Here is a 22,287-nt window from a genome sequence, read left to right on the forward strand (position 1 = left end):
GGCCGCCGCGCTGGTTCCGCGCCGTCAGGGGTGAAGACCTCGGCTCGTGGACGGTTCGCGGGCCCGGAGTGCCTCCAGGGCGGCGTCCCGCAGCTCCCTGCGGCTCAGGCCGGCGTACGACGACACCGCGTCGGCGTACGCCGGCCCGTCGGCCTCCTCGGCCGCTCGGCGGGCGCGCTCGGCGGACATGGTCGGCTGCATGCTGTGGCTGAAGCGGAAGCGCTCGGCCAGCGCGACCATCCGGGCCCCGCGCCGGTGGCCGGCGGTATCGCCGGCGCCGAGGTCCGCGAGGCCCAGCGCGAGCAGCAGCGTGCCGCAGACCGTGAAGCCGGTGAACGCAGGCGTCGGGGCGAACAGCAGGGGGCTGCCCAGCATCGCCGCCAGCTCGCCCGGCAGCTCGGCGAGGATGTCCCGGACGAGGCCGAGCCGCCCCTCGTACGCGTGCGCGATCACGGTGACGGCCAGGACCTCCAGGGTCCACGGGTCCTGCGCGGAGCCGCTGGTCCGGGCGGTCAGGGACTCGGCGTCCCAGGACAGCCCCGCCGTGGTGCGCCACAGCCGCAGGCCGCCCTCGGCATCGCCGCCGGCCAGCGCGATCTCCGCCCGCACCCCGAGGGTGAACGTGGCCGCCCCGTACGTCTCGCCGGGTCCGGTCACCTCCGCCTGCTCCAGCCAGTGCGCGGACTCGTCGAGCCTGCCCTGCTGGAGCGCGGCCAGGGCCATCGCCCACCGGATCGAGGCCACGTCGGTCAGGTCACCCAGCTCGGGCAGCAGCGGCAGCGCCGCCTGTACGTGGCGCTCGGCCGCGTCGCCGCGCTCGACCTGCAGGCACAGCTCGCTGAGCCGGGAACGGGTCATGACCTCCATCAGCGGGCTCCGCGCGCGCTCGAACGCGGAGAGCATCCGCTCGGCGGCCCGCAGCGCCGCGTCCGGCTCCCCCTCGTTCTCCCACAGGTGGCTCGCCACGGCGTTGGCGACCCCGGCCAGCATCGGTTTCTCGCTCTCGCACATCCCGCGCAGCACCGGGTGGTCAGGGCCGTGGATCTCGGGGGACGCGCAGAGCACGGTGCCCAGGGCCTGGAGCAGCGTGTCCGGCGGTACGTCCGGCAGCCGGCGCAGCGCCACCAGCGTGCGCACGCCGCGCGGCCCCTCGGCCAGGAACGTGCTCAGCGTGCACAGCGTCAGCGCCGCCCGGGTGATCTCGGCGGCCTCGGGCCCGGGACGGAACCGCGTCAGGAGTCCGGAGATGTCCGCACACAGGGTCGCGACGCGGCTGTAGTTGGACTCGATCGTCCACAGGCTGCCGAGCACGGTCGCCACCGCCGAGACGGCCGCACCGTCCTCCCGGGCGAGCCCGAGACGCAGTGCCTGGACGAGGTTGTCCTGCTCCGCGCGGATCCGTTCGACGGCCGGAGCGGGGGCGGGCCCGGCCAGGGGATCGTGCCGCGTCTCCCCGAAGTCGCGGGCCCACGCCAGGAATCCGGCGGTCACCCGTCCGGTCTCGCTGGCCGCTTCTCGATGGGCCGCGCAGAACTCGCGTACGGTCTCCAGCATCCGGAAGCGGGTACCGGTCTCGGTGTCGGTCACGCCGAGCAGCGATTGCCCCGCCAGCCGTTCCAGAGTCTCGCGGACGCCGTCGCCTTGCGGTACGTCGTCGCCTGCAAGGGCGTCGCCTGGAAGCAGGTGGCGTGCCGCGTCGGCGGTGAACCCGCCGGGGAAGATGGAGAGCGCCCGCAGCGCGGCCCGTTCGCCGGGGTCGAGGAGGTTCCAGCTCCAGTCGACGACGGCGTGCAGCGTACGGTGCCGTTCCGGAACGTCGCGGGCGCCGCCGCGCAGCAGGGCGAAGCGGTCGTCCAGGGCGCGGGCGATCTCGGCGACCGACATCGCCCGGACCCGCGCGGCCGCCAGCTCCACCGCGAGCGGCAGCCCGTCGAGATGGCGGCACAGTTCCTCGACCGCGTCCGCCGGCAGGTCCACTCCCGGACGCGCGGCCCGCGCGCGCTGGGCGAACAGCTCGGCGGCCGTGCGCGGGTCCAGTTCCGGTAGTGGGTAGACCGATTCCGACGACAGCTCCAGCGGCGCGCGGCTGGTCGTGAGCACGCGCACGTCCCGTGCCATCGCCACCAGTGCACCCACCAGCTCGGCGGCGCCCCGGACGACGTGCTCGCAGTTGTCGAGCACCAGCAGCGCGGGGCCGGGGCCGAGCTCGGCGGCGATGCTCGCGGGCAGGTCTCCCGGCCTGACGGGCCGGCCGGCCGTGGCGCGCGGGGAGTCGCCGGCGCCGAGCGCCGACGCGACCTCGGTGGCGACGTCCTCGTCCCGTTCCACACCGGCGAGCGCGACCAGATGCACCACGCGCTGCTCGGCCGCGCGGCTCACCGCGGTCGCCAGCCGGGTCTTGCCCAGCCCGCCGGGACCGACGATCGAGGTGACCCGGGACGTCCGCAGCAGTTCCAGGACGGCCGCAAGATCGCCGTCGCGGCCCAGGAGCGGGTTGGGCTCGTGCGGGACGCCTGATCGTACGGGAGGCGTCTCCTGCCGCAGCAGCTCCTGGTGTACGGCCTGGAGCGCCGCCCCGGGATCGGTGCCGAACTCGTCGCGCAGGGCGCGGCGGTACGCGTCGTACCGGCCCAGCGCCGTGGACGCCCCTGCCGTCGCCGCCTCGCACCGCAGCAGTGCGAGCAGCAGCTCCTCGTCGCGCGGATGCTCCCGTACGAGATCGGCCAGGGGGCCGGCCGCCTCCTCGTGGCGGCCCAGTCGCGCCTGGGCGAGCGCGCGGGACCGTACCAGCGAGTGGTACGTCGATGCACGTTCGAGCCGGAGCGCGGCCAGCGGATCCGGCGGACCGCTGAGCGCGGCGGACTCGTCCCGTTCCGGTGCGCCCTCCCACAGCGCGAGGCCCGCTTCGGCCTGCGCGAGCGCCGCCTTGTGGTCGCCGTCGCGAGCATGCCGGGCGCTCGCGGACGCATTGAGCAGGACGGCGGAGGCGTCCACCTGCTCCTCGCCCAGTGACAGGCGGTAACCGGTGGACGTGCTGGCGATGACGCCGGGACCCAGCTGGGCCCGCGCACGGGACACCAGGACCTGGAGTGCCTTGGACGGGTTCGCGGGCCGTTCGTCAGGCCGCTCGTCCGGCCAGAGCCCGTCGATGAGCCGGGCGCCGCTCGACCCCGCGCGCAGGTCCCACGCCATGAGGGCGATGAGAGCGCGCAGCCGGGGGCCGGCGATCTCCTCGCCGCGGAAGGCCACCCGCGACAGCAAGGTCAGCTCGGTGGTCACCGGGCCAGACTAACCGGGACAGACCATTCGCCCCGGCTCCCGACCGGGGATCAGTACTTGCGGGCCCTGATCGCGCTCATCATCGTCGGCCACTGGCTGTGCATCTCGCGCTTCCAGTAGCCCCAGGTGTGCGAGCCGGCCCCGTAGAAGTTGGTGGTGAGCGGAACGCCGGCCGACTTCGCCGACCGGACGAAGTCGCGGTTGGTGCGCTCGACCTGCGACTCGCTCAGGTACCTGATGTCCCAGGGGGCGTGGTTCGTCTTGTCCAGCGGCCCCTTGCTGCCGTTGCCCGACGACACGTGGATCCTGGTCCCGCGCATGTTGGGCGCCAGGTGGTACGGGTCGTGCGCGACCCAGTTGGCGCGGTCGCGGATCGGGTCGCCCCAGATCATGGACGCGCTCTGGTCGTGGCCGGGCCGGGCGTTGATGTACTGCAGCAGCGCCGGAATGCCCGGCGAGAGCATCGACAACACGCCGCTGAAGCCGCCGGCGTACTTGAACATGCCGGGGTAGCGGCCTGCGTAGGTGACGGCGCCCTGCGCACCCGAGGAGATCCCCATGGCCGCCCGTGCCGAGCCCGCACGGAAGTTGCGCTCGAGGATCTGCCGTACTTCCTGGGTGTGGAACGTCTCCCAGCGAGGGATGCCGCCCTTGCCGTCGTTGTACCAGTCCACGTACGAGCCGTTGGCCCCTTCGGGCAGGGCCACCAGCACGTCGTACTTCGCGGCCAGCTGCTCGATGTCGGTGCTGCGGGTCCACGAGAGGTAGGTGTCGCTGCCGCCGTGGTAGGCGTGCAGGACCGGCCAGGTCCGGTTCGCCGTGGCACTCCACGCCCGGGGCAGCAGCACCCGGACCTTCTGCGTGGAACCCAGCGCCGGCGACGCGATGCTGACGTCGGCCTGCCGCTTTCCATGCCACTTCACGGCGGTGATCCGGGCGCCGTCATCGGCCGGCTTGAGCGTCGCCCGGCCGTTGCCCGCCGAACCGTTGCCACTCGTCCCGCCTCCGCCGCCGCCGGCGGCCGGGGTGTCGATGTCGGGCAGCGGCAGCGGGTCCTGACCTGCGGCGGACGGTGCCCGCTCGGCCCCCGGTGAACGATTCGGACTCGGCGGCATGAGCAGTCCGTCGGCCGGGGTGGTCGGAGAGGAGTTGTTGCTCTTCGTCCCGGCCGGCTCGAACTCCTGCCACGGCATCAGGACCAGCACCGTCGGCACGACGGCCACGGCGACGATGCTGCCGATGGCGATCGAGCGATCCACCTGTTTGCGCACGACTCCCACCTTTCAAAGCGCAAACATTACTGGCGAGTCGCCCCAGGGGATAGGAATCTACCCAGAATTGTCAGGTTCAGGTCATGCGTGCGTCCAATCGGCCGCCGGAGCACGGCCCGATCAGCACGGGCCGATCAGCACGGGCCCGTTCGGCAGGCCCCGATCAGCACGGGTCGGTCAGCCGCCCGAGTGCCGCTCGTCCGCCGTATCCGGCGCTGCGGCGTCGGTACGGCCGGCGTCCCGCGGTGCCGAGGACTCCGTACGGGGCGGGGGCCAGGCGTCGATCCTCGTCCGCCGCGGGTTGGCCAGAGAAGCGGCCATCGTCGTCTGGATCATTGTCTGGATCCTCCCTTCACTACCGGTCACAACCGTTCTAACGCGAGATGCCGGTGAATCTTCCCAGTGGGTTCGCCTGGATTTCGTAAATTGCTCTTTGCCACAGGCCGCCACAGGTTGAACGCGTCCCGTCACCATTCCCGGTCAGACCGGGGCGAAAACCCTTGGCGCCGGTCCCGCGCGGGCGGTTAGCGTCACGATCACCGCCGGCGGTCGTCAACGATCGGTCGAGCCGGGCCGATCACCGAATCGAGATCAAGGAGGACGACGCCCCATGGGTACCACGCGCAAGGTTTCCGCGACCAAGGACCTGACGCACAAGGTCCTGGCGAACGTCCGCAACATCGGGATCATGGCCCACATCGACGCGGGCAAGACGACGACCACCGAGCGGATCCTGTTCTACACCGGTGTCTCGTACCGGATCGGCGAGGTCCACGACGGCGCCGCGACCATGGACTGGATGAAGCAGGAGAAGGCCCGCGGCATCACGATCACGTCCGCCGCGACGACCTGTCAGTGGTCTCTCAGCGGCGCCGGAGGTGCCTCGGGGGGCGTGGGGGGTCGTCCCCCCTCGGAAGGCGCAGGGGTGGATCACACCATCACGATCATCGACACCCCGGGGCATGTCGACTTCACCGTCGAGGTGGAGCGCTGCCTGCGGGTCCTCGACGGTGCCGTGACGGTGTTCGACGGCGTCGCCGGGGTCGAGCCCCAGTCGGAGACCGTCTGGCGCCAGGCCGACCGGTACGGCGTTCCGCGCGTCTGCTTCGTCAACAAGCTGGACCGTCCGGGCGCCGACTTCCACCGCTGCGTGGACATGATCGCCGAACGCCTCGGCGCGGTCCCGCTGGTCGTCCAGCTGCCGATCGGTGCCGAAGCAGACTTTACGGGCGTCGTGGACCTGGTCGCGATGAAGGCGCTGGTGTGGTCGGCCGAAGCGGAACTCGGCGAGGACTACGACGTCGTCGAGATCCCGGCCGCCCATACCGGGGCGGCGGCCCGATGGCGCCGCCGCCTGATCGACACGATCGCCGAGCACGACGACGAGGTCATGGAGCTGTACCTCACGGGCACCGAGCCCGGCGAGGAACCGCTGCACGCCGCGATCCGCCGGCTCACGCTGGCGCCTGTCCTCTCGGGCAGGAGGTTCACTCCGGTGCTGTGCGGGAGCGCGTTCAAGAACAAGGGCGTCCAGCCCCTGCTCGACGCGGTCGTGCGCTACCTTCCGTCGCCGCTCGACGTGGCCGGCATCGAGGGGACGGCAGGCACGGCGGGGACGGCAGGCAGGGCGGGCACTGCGGGTGGTGAGACGGTCGTACGGCGGCCGTCCGACGACGAGCCGCTCGCGGCGCTGGCGTTCAAGATCATGAGCGACCCGCATCTGGGCCGGCTCACCTACGTCCGCGTCTACTCGGGCCGGCTGGAATCGGGCGGCGCCGTGCTCAATCCGATCAAGGGCGGGAAGGAGCGCATCGGCAAGATCTATCGCGTGCACGCGAACAAGCGCGAGGAGATCGCGTCGGCGGGCGCCGGCGACATCGTCGCCGTCATGGGGCTGAAACAGACCACGACGGGCGAGACGCTCTGCTCCGGTACGGATCCGGTGATCCTGGAGTCGATGGACTTCCCGGCCCCGGTGATCGAGGTCGCCGTCGAGCCCCGGTCCCGGGGCGACCAGGAGAAGCTGGCCACGGCCATCCAGCGGCTGGCCGAGGAGGATCCGTCCTTCCAGGTGCACACCGACGCGGAGACCGGCCAGACCGTCATCGGCGGGATGGGCGAGCTCCACCTGGAGATCCTGATCGACCGGATGAAGGAGGAGTTCGCGGTCGAGGCGAGCGTCGGCCGGCCCCGGGTCGCCTACCGCGAGACGATCCGGAAGGCGGTCGGCAAGGTCGACGTCACGTACCGGAAGCAGACCGGCGGCAAGGGCCACTACGCCAAGGTGCGGATCTCGATCGAGCCGATCACGGACGGGGGGACGTACGAGTTCGTCAACCGGGTCACCGGCGGCCGCGTTCCGAAGGAGTTCATCCCCTCCGTGGACGCGGGCTGCCAGGAGGCGATGCGGGCCGGCGTGCTGGCCGGGTACGAGATGACGGGCGTGCGCGTCATCCTGCTCGACGGCGACTTCCACCAGATCGACTCGTCCGAGCTGGACTTCAGGATCGCCGGCTCGCAGGCGTTCAAGGAGGCCGCGCGCCGTGCGTCGCCCGTGCTGCTCGAACCGGTGATGGCCGTCGAGGTCACCACGCCGGAGGAGTACATGGGCGAGGTCATCGGCGACCTCAACGCCCGCCGGGGCCGGATCACCGCGATGAGCGAGCGGTCGGGTGCCCGGGTCGTCGAGGCGCTGGTGCCGCTGGCGAGGATGTTCGGGTACGTGGGCGACCTGCGCAGCGCCACGTCGGGCCGCGCCGCGTACACGATGCAGTTCGACTCGTACGCCGAGGCCCCGCGCGACACCGTCGCGTAGCGGCGAGGACCGTCGCGTAGCGGCGAGGACCGTCGCGTAGCGGCGAGCGTGGAAGGTGCCCCTGCCCGGGTGAAAGCCCGGGCAGGGGCGCCGTTCCGTCTCTGCTCGGCACAGTTCCATCCGCGCTCAGCGCTGTTCTATCGGTCCTCGATAAACGCGGGCGCTCATGGCTCGCAAGTGGCCGCTATGGACGCCGCCGGGTGCCGTTCATAGTTGCGGCGAGCGCCGCCGCCGGCCGCACGGCGGGGCCCTGACCAGCGAACGGCTGGCCGGAAATGCCGACCCATGAGCGGAGCCGATCGATGACCCGAGCCGCCCCGATAAGACGAGCCGCCCCGATAAGACGAGCCGACCTGATGGGACCAGCGCGGCGACTGCTCGCGCTGCTGTGCGCGATGGTCCTGCTGCTGACCGCGAGCCCGGCGGTGACCGCGAACGCCGAGCCCGCGCGCGCTCGGCAGGCCATTCGACCGATCATCTTCGTGCATGGATTCTTCGGATCCGGGAGCCAGTTCCAGACGCAGGCGAAGCGGTTCGCCGGCAACGGCTATCCGGCGACCCACATCGAGGGACACGACTACGACTCGCTGTTCGCCAACAACACGATGGAGCAGGTCCACGCCGCGCTCGACCAGCGCATCGCCCGGCTGAAGGCCGCGACGGGCGCCGACAAGGTCGAGCTGGTCGGGCACTCGCTCGGGACCCGGGTGTCGCAGGAGTACCTGAACGGCTCGGCGGCCCGGGCGGCGAACGTGGCGCACTACGTCAACGTCGACGGCGGCGGGGCCGAGGCGCTGCCGGGCGGCGTCCCGACCCTGGCGATCTGGGGCGAGGGCAACGACGGCTCGATCACCGGGGCCACCAACGTCCGGCACCCGAACGAGTCGCACGTGGAGACGGCGACCTCGGCCGCCTCGTTCGCCGAGATGTACCGGTTCTTCAACGGTACGGCCCCCGCGACGACCCAGGTCGTGCCGCAGGCCGGGACGATCCAGATCGCCGGCCGCGCCGTGCTCTTCCCGTACAACGTCGGCTACACCGGCGGCAACGCGCGGCTGGAGGTGTACGAACTCGATCCGGCGACCGGGCGGCCGACCGGTACGGGACCGGTCGCGAACGTGGCCCTCACCGGTGACGGCTCGTTCGGGCCGTTCACCGGCAGCCCGACCGCGTTCTACGAGTTCCGGATCATCCGTACCGACACCGAGCGGCGGCACCACCACTACGTCCCGCCGCTGCGCCGGACCGATCTCTCGCTGCGCCTGATGGGCTCCGACCCGGGCAGCCTGGTCGACGGGCTCGTCGAGCGCAACGCCGCCCATAGCGCGCTGCTGGCGTACCGCAACAAGGAATGGTGGGGCGATCAGGGCGCGAACGGCGACACGCTGAGCCTCAACGGCACCAACGTGCTCACCGCGACGACCGCCGCGCGCAGCAAGCGGGCGATCGGCCTCTTCGCGTACGACTGGCGCTCCGACCGGCGGACCAACGTCAACCAGAGCATCGGCCTGTTCCCGATCCTGCCGTTCATGACCGGCGCCGACATCTACCTGCCCGCTTCGGCCCAGGCGAACGGCACCGTGACCATCGAGACCCGGCAGCGGGGCGGCAGCCGTACGGCCCGCCTCGCCATCCCGAACTGGCCGTCGAACGTGCACACCAGCACGGTCTACCTCGACGACTACACGCAATGAGGGAGAAGATGCGAAGGGTGCAGCGAAGCCAGGTCAGGGGCGGCGGAGGATGTCGGGTTCGAGGTAGATGAGCCTGGCGATCGGGACCGCCTGCCGGATCCGGTCCTCGGCGCCGTTGATCGCCGCGGCCACCTGGTAGGCGTCGTCCGCCACATCGATGGCGATCTTGGCGGCGACGAGCAGCTCGTCCGGTCCCAGGTGCAGGGTGCGCATGTGGATCACCGAGGGCACGTCGTCGCCGGCCACGATCGCCCGCTCGATCGCGCTGATCTGCTCCGGGCCGGCCGACTCCCCGATCAGCAGGCTCTTGACCTCGGTGGCCAGCACGAACGCGATCACCACCAGCAGCACGCCGATCGCCGCGGTGCCGAGGCCGTCCCAGATCCCGTCGCCGGTGGCCAGCGTGAGCCCCACGCCGGCCAGCGCGAACAGCAGCCCGGCGAGCGCGCCGGTGTCCTCCAGCAGGATCACCGGCAGCTCGGGCGACTTGGAGCGGCGGATGAACTGCACCCAGCCGGCCGAGCCGCGGACGGCGTTGGACTCCTTCACCGCCGTCCGCAGCGCCATGCTCTCCAGCACGATCGCGACCAGCAGCACCGCGATCGGGACCCAGTGCCACGAGGTGATCGGATGCGGGTCGCTGATCTTGTGCCAGCCCTCGTACAGCGCGAACAGTCCGCCGGCGCTGAACAGCACGATGGAGACGATGAAGGCGTAGATGTAGCGCTCGCGGCCGTACCCGAACGGATGCTCGGGCGTCGCCGACCGCGCGGCCCGCTTGCCGCCGATCAGCAGCAGCGCCTGGTTGCTGGAGTCGGCGACCGAGTGGATCGACTCCGCCAGCATCGACGACGAACTGGTCAGCAGGTAGGCCACGAACTTGGTGACCGCGATGCCCAGGTTCGCCCCGAGCGCGGTCACCACCGCCTTCGTACTTCCCTCAACGGACACGGAACTTCCCCCCGGACGGTTCCTGGACGGCGGCCGGCGGTGATCGCGGCCGCCGTCACCTGCGTACCCGTCACCTGCGTACCCAGGGAGCGGGGCCACAGTCGGCAGAGCCATCGGCGGGACGCTAGGCAGGGGTCAGCAGGTCATCGTCCAGGAGCATTCCAGCCGGGGACCGATCGCGGGCGCCTGGCGGGTCGTCGTGGCCCGCCGTGCGCCCGCGCCCGTGCCGCCCGCGAGCCGTACCGCGATCCGGTCCTCGATGTCCTTGGGCGCTCCGCCGGAGTACCCGTTGAGGACGATCGAGAAGATCAGCCTTCGCCCGGACGGTTCGCGGACGTAGCCCGACAGCGCGGTCGCGCCGGTCAGCGTGCCGGTCTTGGCGTGGACGTTCCCGGCCGCCGGGGTCTTGGCCATCCGGTTCCGCAGCGTGCCGCCGGTCATCGGGTCGGGATCGCCCGCGATCGGCAGCGCCTGGTACCAGGCCGGGAACCACGTCTTGGACTGCGCCTTCTTCAGCACGGTGCCGATGTCCTGCGGCGTCGTCCGGTTGGAACGGGAGAGCCCCGAGCCGTCGGTCATCTCCAGCCGCTCGGCCGGGACGCCCTGGCTCGCCAGGTAGCGCTCGATCACCGGCAGCCCGGCCTGCCAGCTGCCCTGGCCCTTGGTCTCGCGGCCGATCGACTTCACCAGGATCTCGGCGATCATGTTGTTGCTGAGCTTGAGGAACGGTGCCGTGAGCTGCGCCAGCGGCATCGAGTCACGGGTGGCGAGCGTCGCCGTACCGTCGGGCGTCGTGCCGCGCCGGGTCGTTCCGGCGACCTTGACGCCGCGCTTGCGCAGCGCGTCGCGGAAGACGTCCGCCGCGTACAGCGTGGGCTTCTCGACCGTCCGCAGGTTCTCCACCGGGTCCGCGCCCGCCGGGTACGAGCCGCTGAGGACGATCGTGTCGGCTCCGGCGGGCCGGTCCACCGACAGCGTGGACGTGCCTCCCGCCCGGCCCGTCACCGCCCGGTTGTCGACCTTCACCAGATCGGTCGGCGGGTCCAGCGCGACCTTGACCCGCTTGCCCGCCTTGCCCGGGGTGACCGTCACCTTGATCGAGCCCGCGTTGAACGCGTCGTCGGGGGAGAGGGTGAGCGCGGAGATCCGGGCCGCGTAGGCGTACGGGAAGTCCGTCGGGTCCCAGCCGGGCGCGGTGCGCTGGGCGTCGAACCAGCTGTCGTCGGCGATCAGATCGCCGGTGACCCGCTCGATCCCCTTCGCGGCGACGCGGGCGGCCAGCCGGTCGTACTCGGCGGGACGCATGGTGGGGTCGCCGGTGCCCTTGAGATAGAGGTTCCCGGCGAGGGTGGAGCCCCTGGCCTCGCGCGCGTGCACGCTCGTACGGAACCGGTGGTCCGGCCCCAGGATCGCCAGCGCCGCGACGGACGTGTGGATCTTCATGTTGGAGGCCGGCATCAGCGGTGTCGCGGCTCCGCGCGCGTACCGGACCTCGCCGGTGCCGGCGTCGCGTACCTGGACCCCGACCCCGACCCCGGCCCCCGCCAGGCGCTCGTCCGCCAGGATGGCGTCGAGATCGGCCTTCAGGCTCGTGGCCGTGCCCGTGTTGGTGCTCGGGTTCGGGCTCAGGACGGTCGCGGTCGCGGTGGCGGGAGTGGCGGTGGCCAGGGCGACGGCCGTTCCGCCGAGCAGCGCGGTGAGCGTACGGCGCATGATCATGCCCACGACTCTAGAACGTCAGGGCGGCCCTGTCTCGGAACCGCTCACGTCCCGCAGGCGGTTAACTCCAGATCGTCACGTACACCGGAGGCCGGAACCGGGACGGCGGGACGCCCGAGCCCGGTGTGCGCATCACGTGCAGCGCGTCGGCGGTCGTGAGGAAGCGGCAGAACGCCCCGGCCAGCGGCGACCGTCGGTCGGGCGGCAGCGTCGTGGCGTGCCAGCGGACCTCGACGGGCGTGGCCGGGGTGGCGATGATGCGCAGCTCGCCGCGCTGGATGCGGGGCGCGACCAGGTGCGCGAGCGCGATCGCGAGCCCGTCGCCGTCCGCCGCGGCGGCGCACGCGGCGGTCTGGTTGGGATAGACGCGGATCCGGTCCTCGGGGACCTTGAGCCGCCGCAGCAGCGCGCTGGTCTCGCTCCCCGGGTCCGTCCCGGACGGGTCGACGAGCCAGACCGGACGCGGGACGACGGTGGTCCCGACGGCGACGAGCCGGGCGCGGAAGACCGGCTCGCTGACCAGGCCCGGCTCGTTCCGCAGGCACGGCCCGAGGGCGACGTCGGCCAGCCGGTTGTGCAGCAGTACGGGCATCTCGCGTCCCGCGACCACGCCCGCGCTGCCGTCGACCTCCCGCGCGGAACGTCCGCCGAACGCGTCCAGGAGCGGGGTCGCGACGAACTCGGCGACGGCGGGCGTCGCCACCACGCGCAGCGTCTCGGGGGCACCGCGCGCGGCCCGTACGACACCTTCGGCGTCCGCGCCGAGCACCACCATCTGCGAGGCGATCGGCAGCAGCCGGGTGCCGCCCTCGGTCAGCCTCATCCCGCCGGGACCCCGGACGATCAGGGGGTCGTCCATGTGCTGGCGCAGCGCGGCCAGGGCCTGCGACACCGCCGGCTCGCTCACGTTCAGTGCACGCGCGGCCTCCTTCACCGAGCCGAATCTGGCCACCAGGACGAACGCGCCCAGCTGGGTGAGGGTCATGCCGCCAGTCTGGCGGACCCTAAGCCTTTCCTTATCCGGCTGTTGTGGCCGCCTGCGGCCGGGACGAGAATCCGCAGGCCCGCACCCGTCCGTGCTCGACGACACAGAGGAAAACCATGCAGGTTCCCGCACGCTTCGAGTACGCGAGAGCGACCAGCGTCGAGGAGGCATTGGCGCTGCTGGCCCGGCACGGCCCCGAGGCCCGGGTCGTCGCCGGAGGTCACAGCCTGTTGCCCATGATGAAGTTGCGGCTGGCCGAACCCGAGGCGTTGGTGGACATCAACGACGTGGCGGAGCTCTCCCACATCCGCATCGAAGGCGACATGCTCTGCGTGGGCGCGATGGCCCGGCACGCCGACCTGCTGGACTCGGCCGTCGCGGGTGAGCACTTCCCGATCCTGCACGACGCGGAACGGGTGATCGCGGACCCGGTCGTCCGCAACCGGGGCACGGTCGGCGGCTCGCTCTGCCAGGCCGACCCCTCCGAGGACCTGTCCGCCGCGTTCGGGGCGCTGCGCGCGCTGGCGGTGATCCGCGGCCCGGGCGGCGAGCGCACCGTACCGATCCGCGAGTTCCACACCGGCCCGTACGAGACCGTCGTGGAGGCGGGCGAGCTGCTCACCGAGCTACGGATCCCGATCAGGCCCGGCGGGTCCAGCGCGTACGAGAAGGTCGAGCGCCGGGCCGGCGACTGGCCGCTCGCCGCCGCCGGCGCCGTGCTCACCCTGTCCGGCGACCTGCGGATCGCGGAGGCGGGGATCGGCCTCACCGCCGTCCGCGCCCGGCACTTCGTCGCCGCCGAGGCCGAGGAGGCGCTGCGCGGCGCCGAGCCGTCCGAGGAGATCTTCCACGAGGCCGGCCGGATCGCCGCCGAGCACTGCGATCCGGGCTCCGACCAGCGCGGACCGGCCGACTACAAGCGCCATCTGGCCGGCGAGCTGACCACGCGCGCGCTGCGCCGCGCGTACCACCGTGCGATGGGAAGGGCCCGGCCATGAAGATCACAGTGACGGTGAACGGCGAGCCGCACAGCGCCGACGTCGAGCCGCGCCTGCTGCTCGTCCACTTCCTCCGGGACGACCTGCGCCTGACCGGGACGCACTGGGGCTGCGACACCTCCAACTGCGGTGCCTGCGTCGTCTGGCTCGACGAGGTCCCGGTCAAGTCCTGTACGGTCCTCGCCGTCATGGCCGACGGCAAGGAGGTCCGTACCGTCGAGGGCCTGGAGCAGGACGGCGTGCTCGATCCCGTCCAGCAGGGGTTCTCCGAGTGCCACGGCCTGCAGTGCGGGTTCTGTACGCCGGCGATGCTGATGACGTCCCGCTGGCTGCTGGACCACCGGCCCGACCCGTCCGAGACCGAGATCCGCGAGGCGCTGTCCGGGCAGATCTGCCGGTGTACGGGCTACGAGAACATCGTCCGTTCCGTGCGCTGGGCCGCCGATCACCCGAGCGTTCCCGAGTCCCAGTCTTCCGATTCCCAGTCATCCGAGTCCCAGCCAGAGGACGTGACGTCATGACCGTGGACGAGACCACCGGGACGCAGGCACCGCACCACGGATTCGGCCGGGTGCCCCGCAAGGAGGACGCCCGCTTCATCCGTGGCAAGGGCACCTACGTCGACGACATCAAGGTGCCGGGGATGCTGTACGGGGCGGTGCTGCGCAGCCCGCACGCGCACGCCCGGCTGATCGCCGTCGACACCACCGCCGCCGAGGCGCACCCGCAGGTCAAAGCCGTGATCACAGGTGAGACGCTGGCCGGCCTCGGGCTGGCCTGGATGCCGACGCTGTCCGGCGACGTCCAGTCCGTGCTGGCCACCGACAAGGTGCGCTTCCAGGGCCAGGAGGTCGCGTTCGTCATCGCCGAGAGCCACTACGCCGCCCGCGACGCCCTCGAACTCATCGACGTCGACTACGAGGCGCTGCCTGCGGTCATCGATGCCCGCCGCGCCCTGGACGAGGACGCCCCGGTCATCCGCGACGACTTGGCGGACCGTACCGGCAACCACATCTTCGACTGGGAGGCGGGCGACGCCGAGCACGCTGAGCGGGTCTTCGCCGAGTCCGACGTCGTCGTCGCCCAGGACATCCTGTACCCGCGCGTCCATCCGGCCCCGCTGGAGACGTGCGGGATCGTCGCCGACATGGACAAGGTGACCGGCAAGCTCACCGTCTGGACCACCACCCAGGCCCCGCATGCCCACCGCACCGTGTACGCGCTGGTCGCCGGGCTGCCCGAGCACAAGATCCGGGTCGTCTCGCCCGACATCGGCGGCGGCTTCGGCAACAAGGTCGGCATCTATCCCGGCTACGTCTGCGCCATCGTCGGCTCGATCGTCACGGGCCTTCCGGTGAAGTGGATGGAGGACCGCTCCGAGAACCTGATGACGACGTCGTTCGCCCGGGACTTCCACATGCGCGGCGAGATCGCCGCGACCCGCGACGGCCGTATCCGCGGCATCCGGGTGAAGGTCCTGGCCGACCACGGCGCGTTCAACGGGACGGCCCAGCCGACGAAGTTCCCGGCGGGCTTCTTCCACGTGTTCACCGGCTCGTACGACATCGAGGCGGCGCACTGCGCGGTCACCGGCGTCTACACCAACAAGGCCCCGGGCGGCGTCGCCTACGCCTGCTCGTTCCGCATCACCGAGGCCGCCTACCTGATCGAGCGCATGATCGACATGCTGGCCGCGGAGCTGGACACCGATCCGGCCGAGCTGCGGCTGCGCAACCTGCTGCGGCCCGAGCAGTTCCCGTACTCCTCGGCGACCGGCTGGGAGTACGACTCCGGCGACTACCCGCGCACGCTGCGGCACGCGATGGACATCGCGGGGTACGACAAGCTGCGCGCGGAGCAGGCCGAGCGCCGCCGCGAGGGCACCGGTTCCCTGATGGGGATCGGCATCAGCTTCTTCACCGAGGCTGTCGGCGCCGGGCCGCGCAAGCACATGGACATTCTCGGCCTGGGAATGGCCGATGGCGCGGAACTCCGCGTCCATCCCACGGGCAAGGCCGTGCTGCGCATCTCCGTACAGTCGCAGGGCCAAGGCCATGAGACGACATTCGCGCAGATCGTCTCGCACGAATTGGGCATTCCCGTGGACGACATCGACGTCGTCCACGGCGACACCGACCAGACGCCCTTCGGGCTGGGGACGTACGGCTCCCGTTCGACCCCGGTCTCCGGAGCCGCGACGGCGGTCGTCGCGCGAAAGGTACGGGAGCGCGCTCGAATAGTCGCCGGCGCGATGCTGGAGGCGTCCCCCGAAGACCTCGAATGGACGCCCGGCAGCTGGTCCGTACGGGGCGATCCGAGCACGGCCGTCACCATGCAGGAAATCGCGATGGCCGCCCACGGCAGCGTCGAACTCCCCGAGGGCGTCGAAGGCCACCTGGACGCGACGACCGTCTACAACCCGCCCAACCTGACCTACCCGTTCGGGGCGTACATCGCCGTCGTGGAGGTCGATCCGGGCACCGGAAAGGTCTCGGTCCGCCGCTTCATCGCCGTCGACGACTGCGGTGTACGGATCAACCCGATGATCGTGGAAGGCCAGGTCCACGGCGGGCTGGCGGACGGTGTCGGGATGGCCCTGATGCAGGTCATGGCCTTCGACGAGGACGGCAACCACCTGGGCGCCTCGTTCATGGACTACCTGCTGCCCACCACGATGGAATGCCCCTCCTGGGAATTGGGTGAGACCGTCACCCCCTCCCCACACCACCCTCTCGGAGCCAAGGGCGTTGGCGAATCCGCCACGGTCGGCTCGCCCGCCGCCATTGTGAACGCCGTCGTCGACGCGCTCCAGCCGTACGGCGTCAAGCACGCCGACATGCCGTTGACTCCGGCCAATGTCTGGCGCGTCATCCAGGGCCGCCCGTTCCGCACGGATCTGGCGATCCCGTGAACGACCTCGCAGAACGCCTGCGCAGCCAGCGAACGCCTTACGTGCTGGCCACGGTCGTCCGTACGGAAAAGCCCACCAGCGCCCGTACGGGTGACCGCGCGCTCGTCCTTCCCGATGGCACTTTGGAAGGCTTCGTGGGCGGCTCTTGCGCTGCCTCCACTGTCCGTACCCAGGCTCTTCGCCTTCTGGACACGGGCGAGTCGACCCTCCTGCGCATAACCGCGGACCCGGCCATCAGCCAGGCCCTCGACGGCCTGGTGACAGTGGAGAACCCCTGCCTTTCCGGCGGCACCTTGGACGTCTTCCTGGAGGCCGTCATTCCGCCCGCCCTGATCCAGGTCTACGGCGACGGCCCCGTAGCCAGAGCCCTCGTACAAGTAGGCGGCGCCTCCGGCTACGAGACCAATCTCTGCACTGACCCCGTCCCAGTGGTCAAGGACGCCGCCGCCCTCGTAGTAGCCACTCACGGCCAGAACGAGGAAGAAGTCCTCAGCGAGGCCCTGCGATTCGGCATCCCCTACATAGGCCTCATCGCGAGCCGCACCCGAGGCAAATCGGTGAAGTCCGCACTAGAGGACGGCGACCGGATCCACACCCCCGCAGGCCTCGACATAGGCGCCCGTACAGCCCCCGAGATAGCCCTGTCCGTAGTGGCCGAGATCCTCTCCCTGCGCCCCCGAACACGCGCGTCCACCCCCACACCGATCCCCATCCCCGACGACCCACCCCCACACGAGGACTCCCACGACCACTGCCACTGACCCCGCCCCTCACGTTGACTCGTGGCGTGTTCGCCTGTCCCCCGTTCCGGAAGGGCTAACACGCCACGAGTCAAGGGACGGGGACGATGCCGCCGTCGACGCGTAGGTCGATGCCGTTGATGTAACCGGCCAGCGGGCTGGCCAGGAACGCGACGGTGGCGGCGATGTCGGCGGCGGTGCCCAGGCGTCCGGCCGGGTTGGGCGCGTACTCGGCCGTCACCTGGGCCTCCAGTTCGGGCCACGGCGCCGGGCGGCCCTCCCGTACGGCCCGTTCCTCGAACATCCGGCGCATGCCGTCGGTGACGATCACGCCGGGGCTGACGGTGTTGGCCGTGATCCCGCTGCCGGCCAGGTGGCGGGCCAGCCCGGTGGTCATGTTGACCACGGCCGCCTTCGCCGCCGAGTACTCGACCATGTTCGGCAAGGGCGTCGTCGCCGCCCGGCTGCCCACGTTGACGACCCGTCCCCAGCCGCGCTCGCGCATCGCCGGTACGAGCGCGCGGATGAGCCGTACGGCCGAGAGCACGTTGCCGTTGAACGCGTCCAGCCACACGGCGGGCTCCGCGCTCTCCCAGTCGTGCTCGGCGAACGGACCGGCGTTGTTGACGAGGATGTCCACTCCCCAGCCGCGGGCGCTCTCGGCCACGGCGGCCGCGCCGGCGTCATCGGCCAGGTCGCCCAGGACGGCTCGGGACGTCACGCCGGACGCGTGAAGGGTCTCCACGACCTCGTTCGTACGGGTGGCGTCGCGGCCGTGCACCAGCACCGCGCACCCTTCGGCGCCGAGCCGCCGGGCGATCTCGGCACCGATCCCGCCGCTGCCGCCCGTCACCAGTGCCCGTCGCCCGCCCAACTCAAGATCCATAGATGGGGAGCCTAGGCGGCCCCACGCCGCCAGTGGACGGAGATGCGTGCCGAGATCAAGGCCCGGTACGGCGAGGAGAAGGGCGACACCATCATCTGCTCCATGACGCACGGCACGCCTGTCGGCAACTGGTTGGTGGACGACCGGCGACTGCGAGGAGGAGTAGAGCCCGGCGAACGCTGACGGCAGGCCCGCTCCACTTCTGCGGGCCTGCCGTCACCACATCACTTGCTCAGGTCTGCGGCGGCGCGTCGGACAGTGCGCTCCTGATCGCTCCCAGATCGTCGGCGATCCTGCGGAGGACATCGACGAGCGCGATCTGCGCGGCGAGCTCTCCGACGTCCATCCGTACGTCGAGCGTCGGGGTGTCGGAGTAGTCGAGCCTTCGGTAGGCCGCGTTGAGCTGCTCGCGCGCGATGGCGTCGGGAGATTTGCGCATTTTGCGATCCTGGCATCCTTCCGCGGCTCGCACCAGGTGTCCGCTGGCGTCGGGCTCCGGTGACGCCAGACGCCGCCGGCGACATGACATGCCGTACCGCAGAAGAAGGCCTTAAGTAATCCGTAAGCCCGTTCCACCAAGCTGAGGACAGCAGGAAGGGAGCGGGCCGGATGGGCCCGCTCCTCCACAGCGAGAAGGAGTGTCAGATGGCGAGCAAGCTGGTGGTTTCGACCTTCGTGTCCCTGGACGGCGTCATGCAGGCTCCCGGCGGGCCCGGCGAGGACGACTCCAACGGGTTCCCGTACGGGGGCTGGCTGGCCCCGCACGCCGACGAGGGGTTCGGCCGGATCATGGGCGAGGTGTTCGGACGGGCGGACGGCATGCTGCTCGGCCGCAGGTCGTACGACATCCTCGCGGCGCACTGGCCCGGCGTGCCCGACGAGGAGGGCGGCGCCCAGATCAACAGCATGCCGAAGTACGTCGCCACGCGGTCCCCGATGAACGCCGAGTGGCGCAACACCGAGGTCCTGGTGGGGGAGGCCGCCCAGACCGTAGCCGATCTCAAGAAGCGCACCGACGGCGTGATCCTCGTCCAGGGCAGCAGCGACCTCATCCGTACGCTGCAGGAGGCCGACCTCGTCGACGAGTACCACCTGCTCGTCTTCCCCCTCATCCTCGGCCAGGGCAAGCGGCTCTTCGCCGAGGGCACCGTTCCGGCCGGGCTGAAGCTCACCGGCTCGAGCGTCACCGACGCCGGGGTCGTCTACATGGCGTACGAGCGGGCGGGCGAAGTCTCCCTCGGTTCCGTCGAGTAACGCGGCCGGGCCTCTCAGGCGATCAGGTCCTCCAGTGGAGCACCGGACGCGCACAGCGCGCAGTCCTGTGGCTTCCACAGCGAGTTGTCGAGGTGCGTGACGGTCTCCAGGGCCAGCCCCTGGTCTTCCGCCAAAGCGGCGGCGGGCCGGCCCAGGACGAGCAGCGCGCCGATCGCCACCGGCTCGGCCTGGCCTTCGCGCAGCGCGGCCAGCGTGGCCCGTACGGCCGAACCGGCGTTGACCACGTCGTCCACCACGGCCACACGGCGCCCGGCCACCGGGATTCCGTCCGGCAGTCGGTACCGAGCGGAGTAGAGGGCATCGGCCTGCGGAGCCACGACCCGTTCAGTGTAGGAGAACTCGGCGTCGAGCCCGATCGCGATCATCTGTGCCACGAACGCGCCCCCGCTCAGGGGACCGCAGACCATGTCCACACCGTGCCCGGCGAGCCGCTTCGCCAACGAAGTGATCGCGGGCCTGAGCCGTGCCGGCCGGAGGAACAGGGCATCGAGCTCAAGCCAGAGATCACCGTGATGCCCCGACTCCAGGCGAAAATGACCTCGCCGGGCACCCATCATCGACAGCCGTTCGTCGTCCACCCCGGCAGTCTCCCAAGACCGCCGGGTTCCCTACGACACCGCTCAGCTCAGGTCGAGCCGCCCGCTCTTCACCGTCCGGACGAACGACCGCCAGTCCTCGGGAGCGAAGCCGAGCACCGCCCCGTCAGGGTCTTTGGAGTCCCGAGCCACCACGAGTGCCTGGTCAGCGGCCACCTCCACACACTCGCCGCCGTTGCCGATGCTGTGGCTGCTCTTGCGCCAGGCGCCTATCTCCACGCAGTTGCCTTGTTGAGAGCTGTAGCTGCTCTTGTGCCACGTGCCGACCTCGACGCAGTGGCCTTGATCAGTGCTGTGGCTGCTCGTACGCCAGATGATGTGAGGGGGGTTCATGATGGTTCCCGTGCCTCTCTCGGCTTGCTTTGCTAGGGCGTCTCGTCAGCCACTCTAGCGATCAGGTCCCGGGACTCATCCGGGCCCAGAGCTCGGGCGCGTAGGTGATCGAAGAGCTCGATATATTCGGCTACGTGGGAAGGGTCTTCTAGGTAGATGCTTCCCAGTCGATACTGGATATACGCCACGTCAGGATCGTGTGGCTCCGGAAACCGCAGGACAGTGCACGGCCCGTCCATGCCTGGATGGGCTCCAGTTGTGAATGGCAGGACAACGATGTTGATGTGGTTGTAGCTGGACAGCCTGATGAGATGGCCGAGTTGCTCACGCATCGTTTCTCGGCCACCCACCTGTCGTCTGATAGCGCCTTCATTGATTATGGCCCACACTTTGGACGGGTCATCGTTGACCAGCCGCTCTTGACGCCTGAGTCGGAGTTCGACAAGGTGTTCTAGCTCCTTATCTGGCGGCACTCGAAGGCCGGAGAGTGAGATCGCGCGGATGTAGCCTTCACTCTGGAGTGGGCCTGGAATAGCTTCAGGGGCGTAATCCAAGATCTCGGAGGCTTCTTCTTCCAGGCCAACGTAGACCTCGAACCACTCGGGGATTGATCCGGAGTACTGGTGCCACCAGCCGCGCTGGCGGCTCTGCCGGGCGAGGGTGACGAGGACTTCGGTTCGCTCGTCGTCGAGGCCATAGAACTTGCACAGCGCCATGATGTCGGCGACCTTCGGCGCGTGGGTCGCCGCCTCGATGCGGCTGACTGTGGCCGGTGCGATGTCAGCGAACCTGGCCGCCTCCTCGCGGGTCTTGCCCGCCTCTCTGCGAAGCTTTCGCATTTCGGACGCGAGCCGGCGCCTGCGCACGGTTGGGCTTGTCCTATTTGCCATCTTCGTTCCTTCCTGAGAGATATGGCCACCAGGTGAACCATGATTTTTTGAGCGGGCTCACTTCTATAGCTTTACAAAAACATCGCGCTCACTCCACACTCTGACCATAGTGACCATCACGCACGGTAGGTGCTTGATCACGGAACTTCCGGGTGATTCGTGATCGCGTGCGTGCTCGGCGAAGGGGCAGCGACGGTGTCAACGGATCTTCGGCCGCATGAGGTGCGGTTCGGCCTTCTGGCGCATCTCTGTTACAAGCTCGGGGAGCGGCAGGATCGCACCTCGATACTCGTTCATCCTCAGCGCGGCGAGCCGGTGCTGTGGGTGCCGTACGCGGGCGGTCCCCGGCGGCTCGGGGTGGGGGCGGTCGATCATCTCGGGCGCTGGCTCTACACGTACGGGAATCAGTGGAGCGTCGCGGGCGACGTGGCCGGGACGGCCGCGCGGATCGCTCGGGCGGTGGACGGGAGATGACTCGGTGGCATCTCGGTACGTGTGTCATCCCGGCGGCGCCGCAGAACGTGGCGAGGGGACGGCAGTGGCTGGAGGGCAAGCTGGCGCCGCTGCTCGGTGCCAGGCACAGCGCGTGTGAGGACAGCGTTCTGCTGCTGTCCGAGGCTCTGACCAACGCGGTCGTGCACGGTGGTGGTGGGGCGGTGGTGATAGATGCCTATGTGGAGGGCACCGTTCTGCGGATCGAAGTCATCGACGGCGGGGGCGGCGGCACGCTCCCGCATTACGTGGACGATCCGTGCGGGGAGGGCGGGCGAGGCCTTCCCATCATGAAGATGCTCGCCCGGGGCTGGGGATACGAGGTCTTGTACGACGGGCGCCTGCGAGTGTGGTTCGAGGTGTCCTTCGTCAGAGGCACCGCAGCCGGGCCACCACCCCGTTGACTCGTGGCGGGTTCGCCGGGTTGGGGCGTTTGGAATGCGAACACGCCC

The 22,287-nt window shown here is 70.5% G+C and carries 21 protein-coding genes; 10 read left to right on the forward strand and 11 right to left on the reverse strand.

Annotated features, from left to right (window positions below; translation table 11 throughout):
* Positions 1 to 24 precede the first annotated feature (24 nt).
* The 3 genes from ACH34Q_RS33700 to ACH34Q_RS33710 all read right to left on the reverse strand — a co-directional run bounded on the left by ACH34Q_RS33700 (position 25) and on the right by ACH34Q_RS33710 (position 4,886).
* On the reverse strand, positions 25 to 3,279 hold the full coding sequence (locus tag ACH34Q_RS33700; protein WP_395987174.1) for an ATP-binding protein: 3,255 nt from the start codon (positions 3,277 to 3,279) through the stop codon (positions 25 to 27).
* 50 nt (positions 3,280 to 3,329) lie between these two features.
* Complete coding sequence (locus tag ACH34Q_RS33705; protein WP_395987175.1) at positions 3,330 to 4,550, reverse strand: alpha/beta hydrolase; 1,221 nt, start codon at positions 4,548 to 4,550, stop codon at positions 3,330 to 3,332.
* Between the two features lie 177 nt (positions 4,551 to 4,727).
* The gene (locus ACH34Q_RS33710; RefSeq protein ID WP_395987176.1) at positions 4,728 to 4,886 is read right to left on the reverse strand and encodes a hypothetical protein; all 159 of its coding nucleotides are present in this window, start codon (positions 4,884 to 4,886) and stop codon (positions 4,728 to 4,730) included.
* A 274-nt stretch (positions 4,887 to 5,160) separates the two neighbouring features.
* Here ACH34Q_RS33710 and fusA point away from each other — a divergent pair, with 274 nt between their 5' ends.
* Positions 5,161 to 7,365, forward strand: coding sequence for an elongation factor G (fusA, locus tag ACH34Q_RS33715; protein ID WP_395987177.1), 2,205 nt, complete (start codon positions 5,161 to 5,163; stop codon positions 7,363 to 7,365).
* A gap of 356 nt (positions 7,366 to 7,721) precedes the next feature.
* Positions 7,722 to 9,059, forward strand: a complete 1,338-nt coding sequence (locus ACH34Q_RS33720; RefSeq protein ID WP_395987178.1) for an alpha/beta fold hydrolase — start codon at positions 7,722 to 7,724, stop codon at positions 9,057 to 9,059.
* A gap of 33 nt (positions 9,060 to 9,092) precedes the next feature.
* Here the strand turns inward: ACH34Q_RS33720 and ACH34Q_RS33725 are convergent, their stop codons facing one another.
* The 3 genes from ACH34Q_RS33725 to ACH34Q_RS33735 form a co-directional block, all read right to left on the reverse strand.
* Positions 9,093 to 10,010: a cation diffusion facilitator family transporter gene (locus ACH34Q_RS33725; protein WP_395987179.1), complete on the reverse strand. Its 918-nt coding sequence runs from the start codon at positions 10,008 to 10,010 to the stop codon at positions 9,093 to 9,095.
* Between the two features lie 135 nt (positions 10,011 to 10,145).
* Positions 10,146 to 11,729 carry a D-alanyl-D-alanine carboxypeptidase/D-alanyl-D-alanine-endopeptidase gene (dacB, locus tag ACH34Q_RS33730; RefSeq protein ID WP_395987180.1) on the reverse strand — a complete coding sequence of 528 codons (1,584 nt, stop codon included), beginning with the start codon at positions 11,727 to 11,729 and terminating at the stop codon, positions 10,146 to 10,148.
* A gap of 61 nt (positions 11,730 to 11,790) precedes the next feature.
* Positions 11,791 to 12,714, reverse strand: coding sequence for a LysR family transcriptional regulator (locus ACH34Q_RS33735; RefSeq protein WP_395987181.1), 924 nt, complete (start codon positions 12,712 to 12,714; stop codon positions 11,791 to 11,793).
* A 116-nt stretch (positions 12,715 to 12,830) separates the two neighbouring features.
* On the opposite strand from ACH34Q_RS33735, the gene ACH34Q_RS33740 reads away from it, so the two are divergent.
* From ACH34Q_RS33740 to ACH34Q_RS33755, 4 genes are read left to right on the forward strand one after another with little or no spacing between them, the layout of a single operon-like run.
* Positions 12,831 to 13,712: an FAD binding domain-containing protein gene (locus ACH34Q_RS33740; RefSeq protein WP_395987182.1), complete on the forward strand. Its 882-nt coding sequence runs from the start codon at positions 12,831 to 12,833 to the stop codon at positions 13,710 to 13,712.
* The gene (locus tag ACH34Q_RS33745) at positions 13,709 to 14,233 is read left to right on the forward strand and encodes a (2Fe-2S)-binding protein (protein ID WP_395987183.1); all 525 of its coding nucleotides are present in this window, start codon (positions 13,709 to 13,711) and stop codon (positions 14,231 to 14,233) included. Before ACH34Q_RS33740 ends, ACH34Q_RS33745 begins: the two co-directional genes overlap by 4 nt.
* Positions 14,230 to 16,623, forward strand: coding sequence for an aerobic carbon-monoxide dehydrogenase large subunit (locus ACH34Q_RS33750; protein WP_395987184.1), 2,394 nt, complete (start codon positions 14,230 to 14,232; stop codon positions 16,621 to 16,623). Before ACH34Q_RS33745 ends, ACH34Q_RS33750 begins: the two co-directional genes overlap by 4 nt.
* Positions 16,620 to 17,384 carry an XdhC family protein gene (locus tag ACH34Q_RS33755; RefSeq protein WP_395987185.1) on the forward strand — a complete coding sequence of 255 codons (765 nt, stop codon included), beginning with the start codon at positions 16,620 to 16,622 and terminating at the stop codon, positions 17,382 to 17,384. The genes ACH34Q_RS33750 and ACH34Q_RS33755 overlap by 4 nt, the downstream gene beginning before the upstream one ends.
* 70 nt (positions 17,385 to 17,454) lie before the next feature.
* On the opposite strand, the gene ACH34Q_RS33760 is transcribed toward ACH34Q_RS33755, so the two are convergent.
* Entirely contained in the window at positions 17,455 to 18,249 is a 795-nt protein-coding gene (locus ACH34Q_RS33760) for an SDR family NAD(P)-dependent oxidoreductase (RefSeq protein WP_395987186.1), read from the reverse strand.
* 42 nt (positions 18,250 to 18,291) lie between these two features.
* On the opposite strand from ACH34Q_RS33760, the gene ACH34Q_RS33765 reads away from it, so the two are divergent.
* Positions 18,292 to 18,432 carry a hypothetical protein gene (locus tag ACH34Q_RS33765; RefSeq protein WP_395987187.1) on the forward strand — a complete coding sequence of 47 codons (141 nt, stop codon included), beginning with the start codon at positions 18,292 to 18,294 and terminating at the stop codon, positions 18,430 to 18,432.
* A 49-nt stretch (positions 18,433 to 18,481) separates the two neighbouring features.
* Here the strand turns inward: ACH34Q_RS33765 and ACH34Q_RS33770 are convergent, their stop codons facing one another.
* Positions 18,482 to 18,688, reverse strand: coding sequence for a hypothetical protein (locus tag ACH34Q_RS33770; RefSeq protein WP_395987188.1), 207 nt, complete (start codon positions 18,686 to 18,688; stop codon positions 18,482 to 18,484).
* A 206-nt stretch (positions 18,689 to 18,894) separates the two neighbouring features.
* Here ACH34Q_RS33770 and ACH34Q_RS33775 point away from each other — a divergent pair, with 206 nt between their 5' ends.
* Complete coding sequence (locus tag ACH34Q_RS33775; RefSeq protein ID WP_395987189.1) at positions 18,895 to 19,503, forward strand: dihydrofolate reductase family protein; 609 nt, start codon at positions 18,895 to 18,897, stop codon at positions 19,501 to 19,503.
* A gap of 14 nt (positions 19,504 to 19,517) precedes the next feature.
* On the opposite strand, the gene ACH34Q_RS33780 is transcribed toward ACH34Q_RS33775, so the two are convergent.
* The 3 genes from ACH34Q_RS33780 to ACH34Q_RS33790 form a co-directional block, all read right to left on the reverse strand.
* Complete coding sequence (locus ACH34Q_RS33780) at positions 19,518 to 20,081, reverse strand: phosphoribosyltransferase family protein (RefSeq protein ID WP_395987200.1); 564 nt, start codon at positions 20,079 to 20,081, stop codon at positions 19,518 to 19,520.
* Between the two features lie 63 nt (positions 20,082 to 20,144).
* Positions 20,145 to 20,453, reverse strand: coding sequence for a DUF397 domain-containing protein (locus ACH34Q_RS33785; protein WP_395987190.1), 309 nt, complete (start codon positions 20,451 to 20,453; stop codon positions 20,145 to 20,147).
* 32 nt (positions 20,454 to 20,485) lie between these two features.
* On the reverse strand, positions 20,486 to 21,343 hold the full coding sequence (locus ACH34Q_RS33790) for a helix-turn-helix domain-containing protein (RefSeq protein ID WP_395987191.1): 858 nt from the start codon (positions 21,341 to 21,343) through the stop codon (positions 20,486 to 20,488).
* A 195-nt stretch (positions 21,344 to 21,538) separates the two neighbouring features.
* Here ACH34Q_RS33790 and ACH34Q_RS33795 point away from each other — a divergent pair, with 195 nt between their 5' ends.
* Complete coding sequence (locus tag ACH34Q_RS33795; protein ID WP_395987192.1) at positions 21,539 to 21,817, forward strand: hypothetical protein; 279 nt, start codon at positions 21,539 to 21,541, stop codon at positions 21,815 to 21,817.
* Complete coding sequence (locus ACH34Q_RS33800; RefSeq protein ID WP_395987193.1) at positions 21,814 to 22,239, forward strand: ATP-binding protein; 426 nt, start codon at positions 21,814 to 21,816, stop codon at positions 22,237 to 22,239. The genes ACH34Q_RS33795 and ACH34Q_RS33800 overlap by 4 nt, the downstream gene beginning before the upstream one ends.
* Positions 22,240 to 22,287 lie beyond the last annotated feature (48 nt).

Source organism: Actinomadura sp. 9N407, assembly GCF_044326315.1.
Taxonomy (GTDB): Bacteria; Actinomycetota; Actinomycetes; order Streptosporangiales; family Streptosporangiaceae; genus Spirillospora.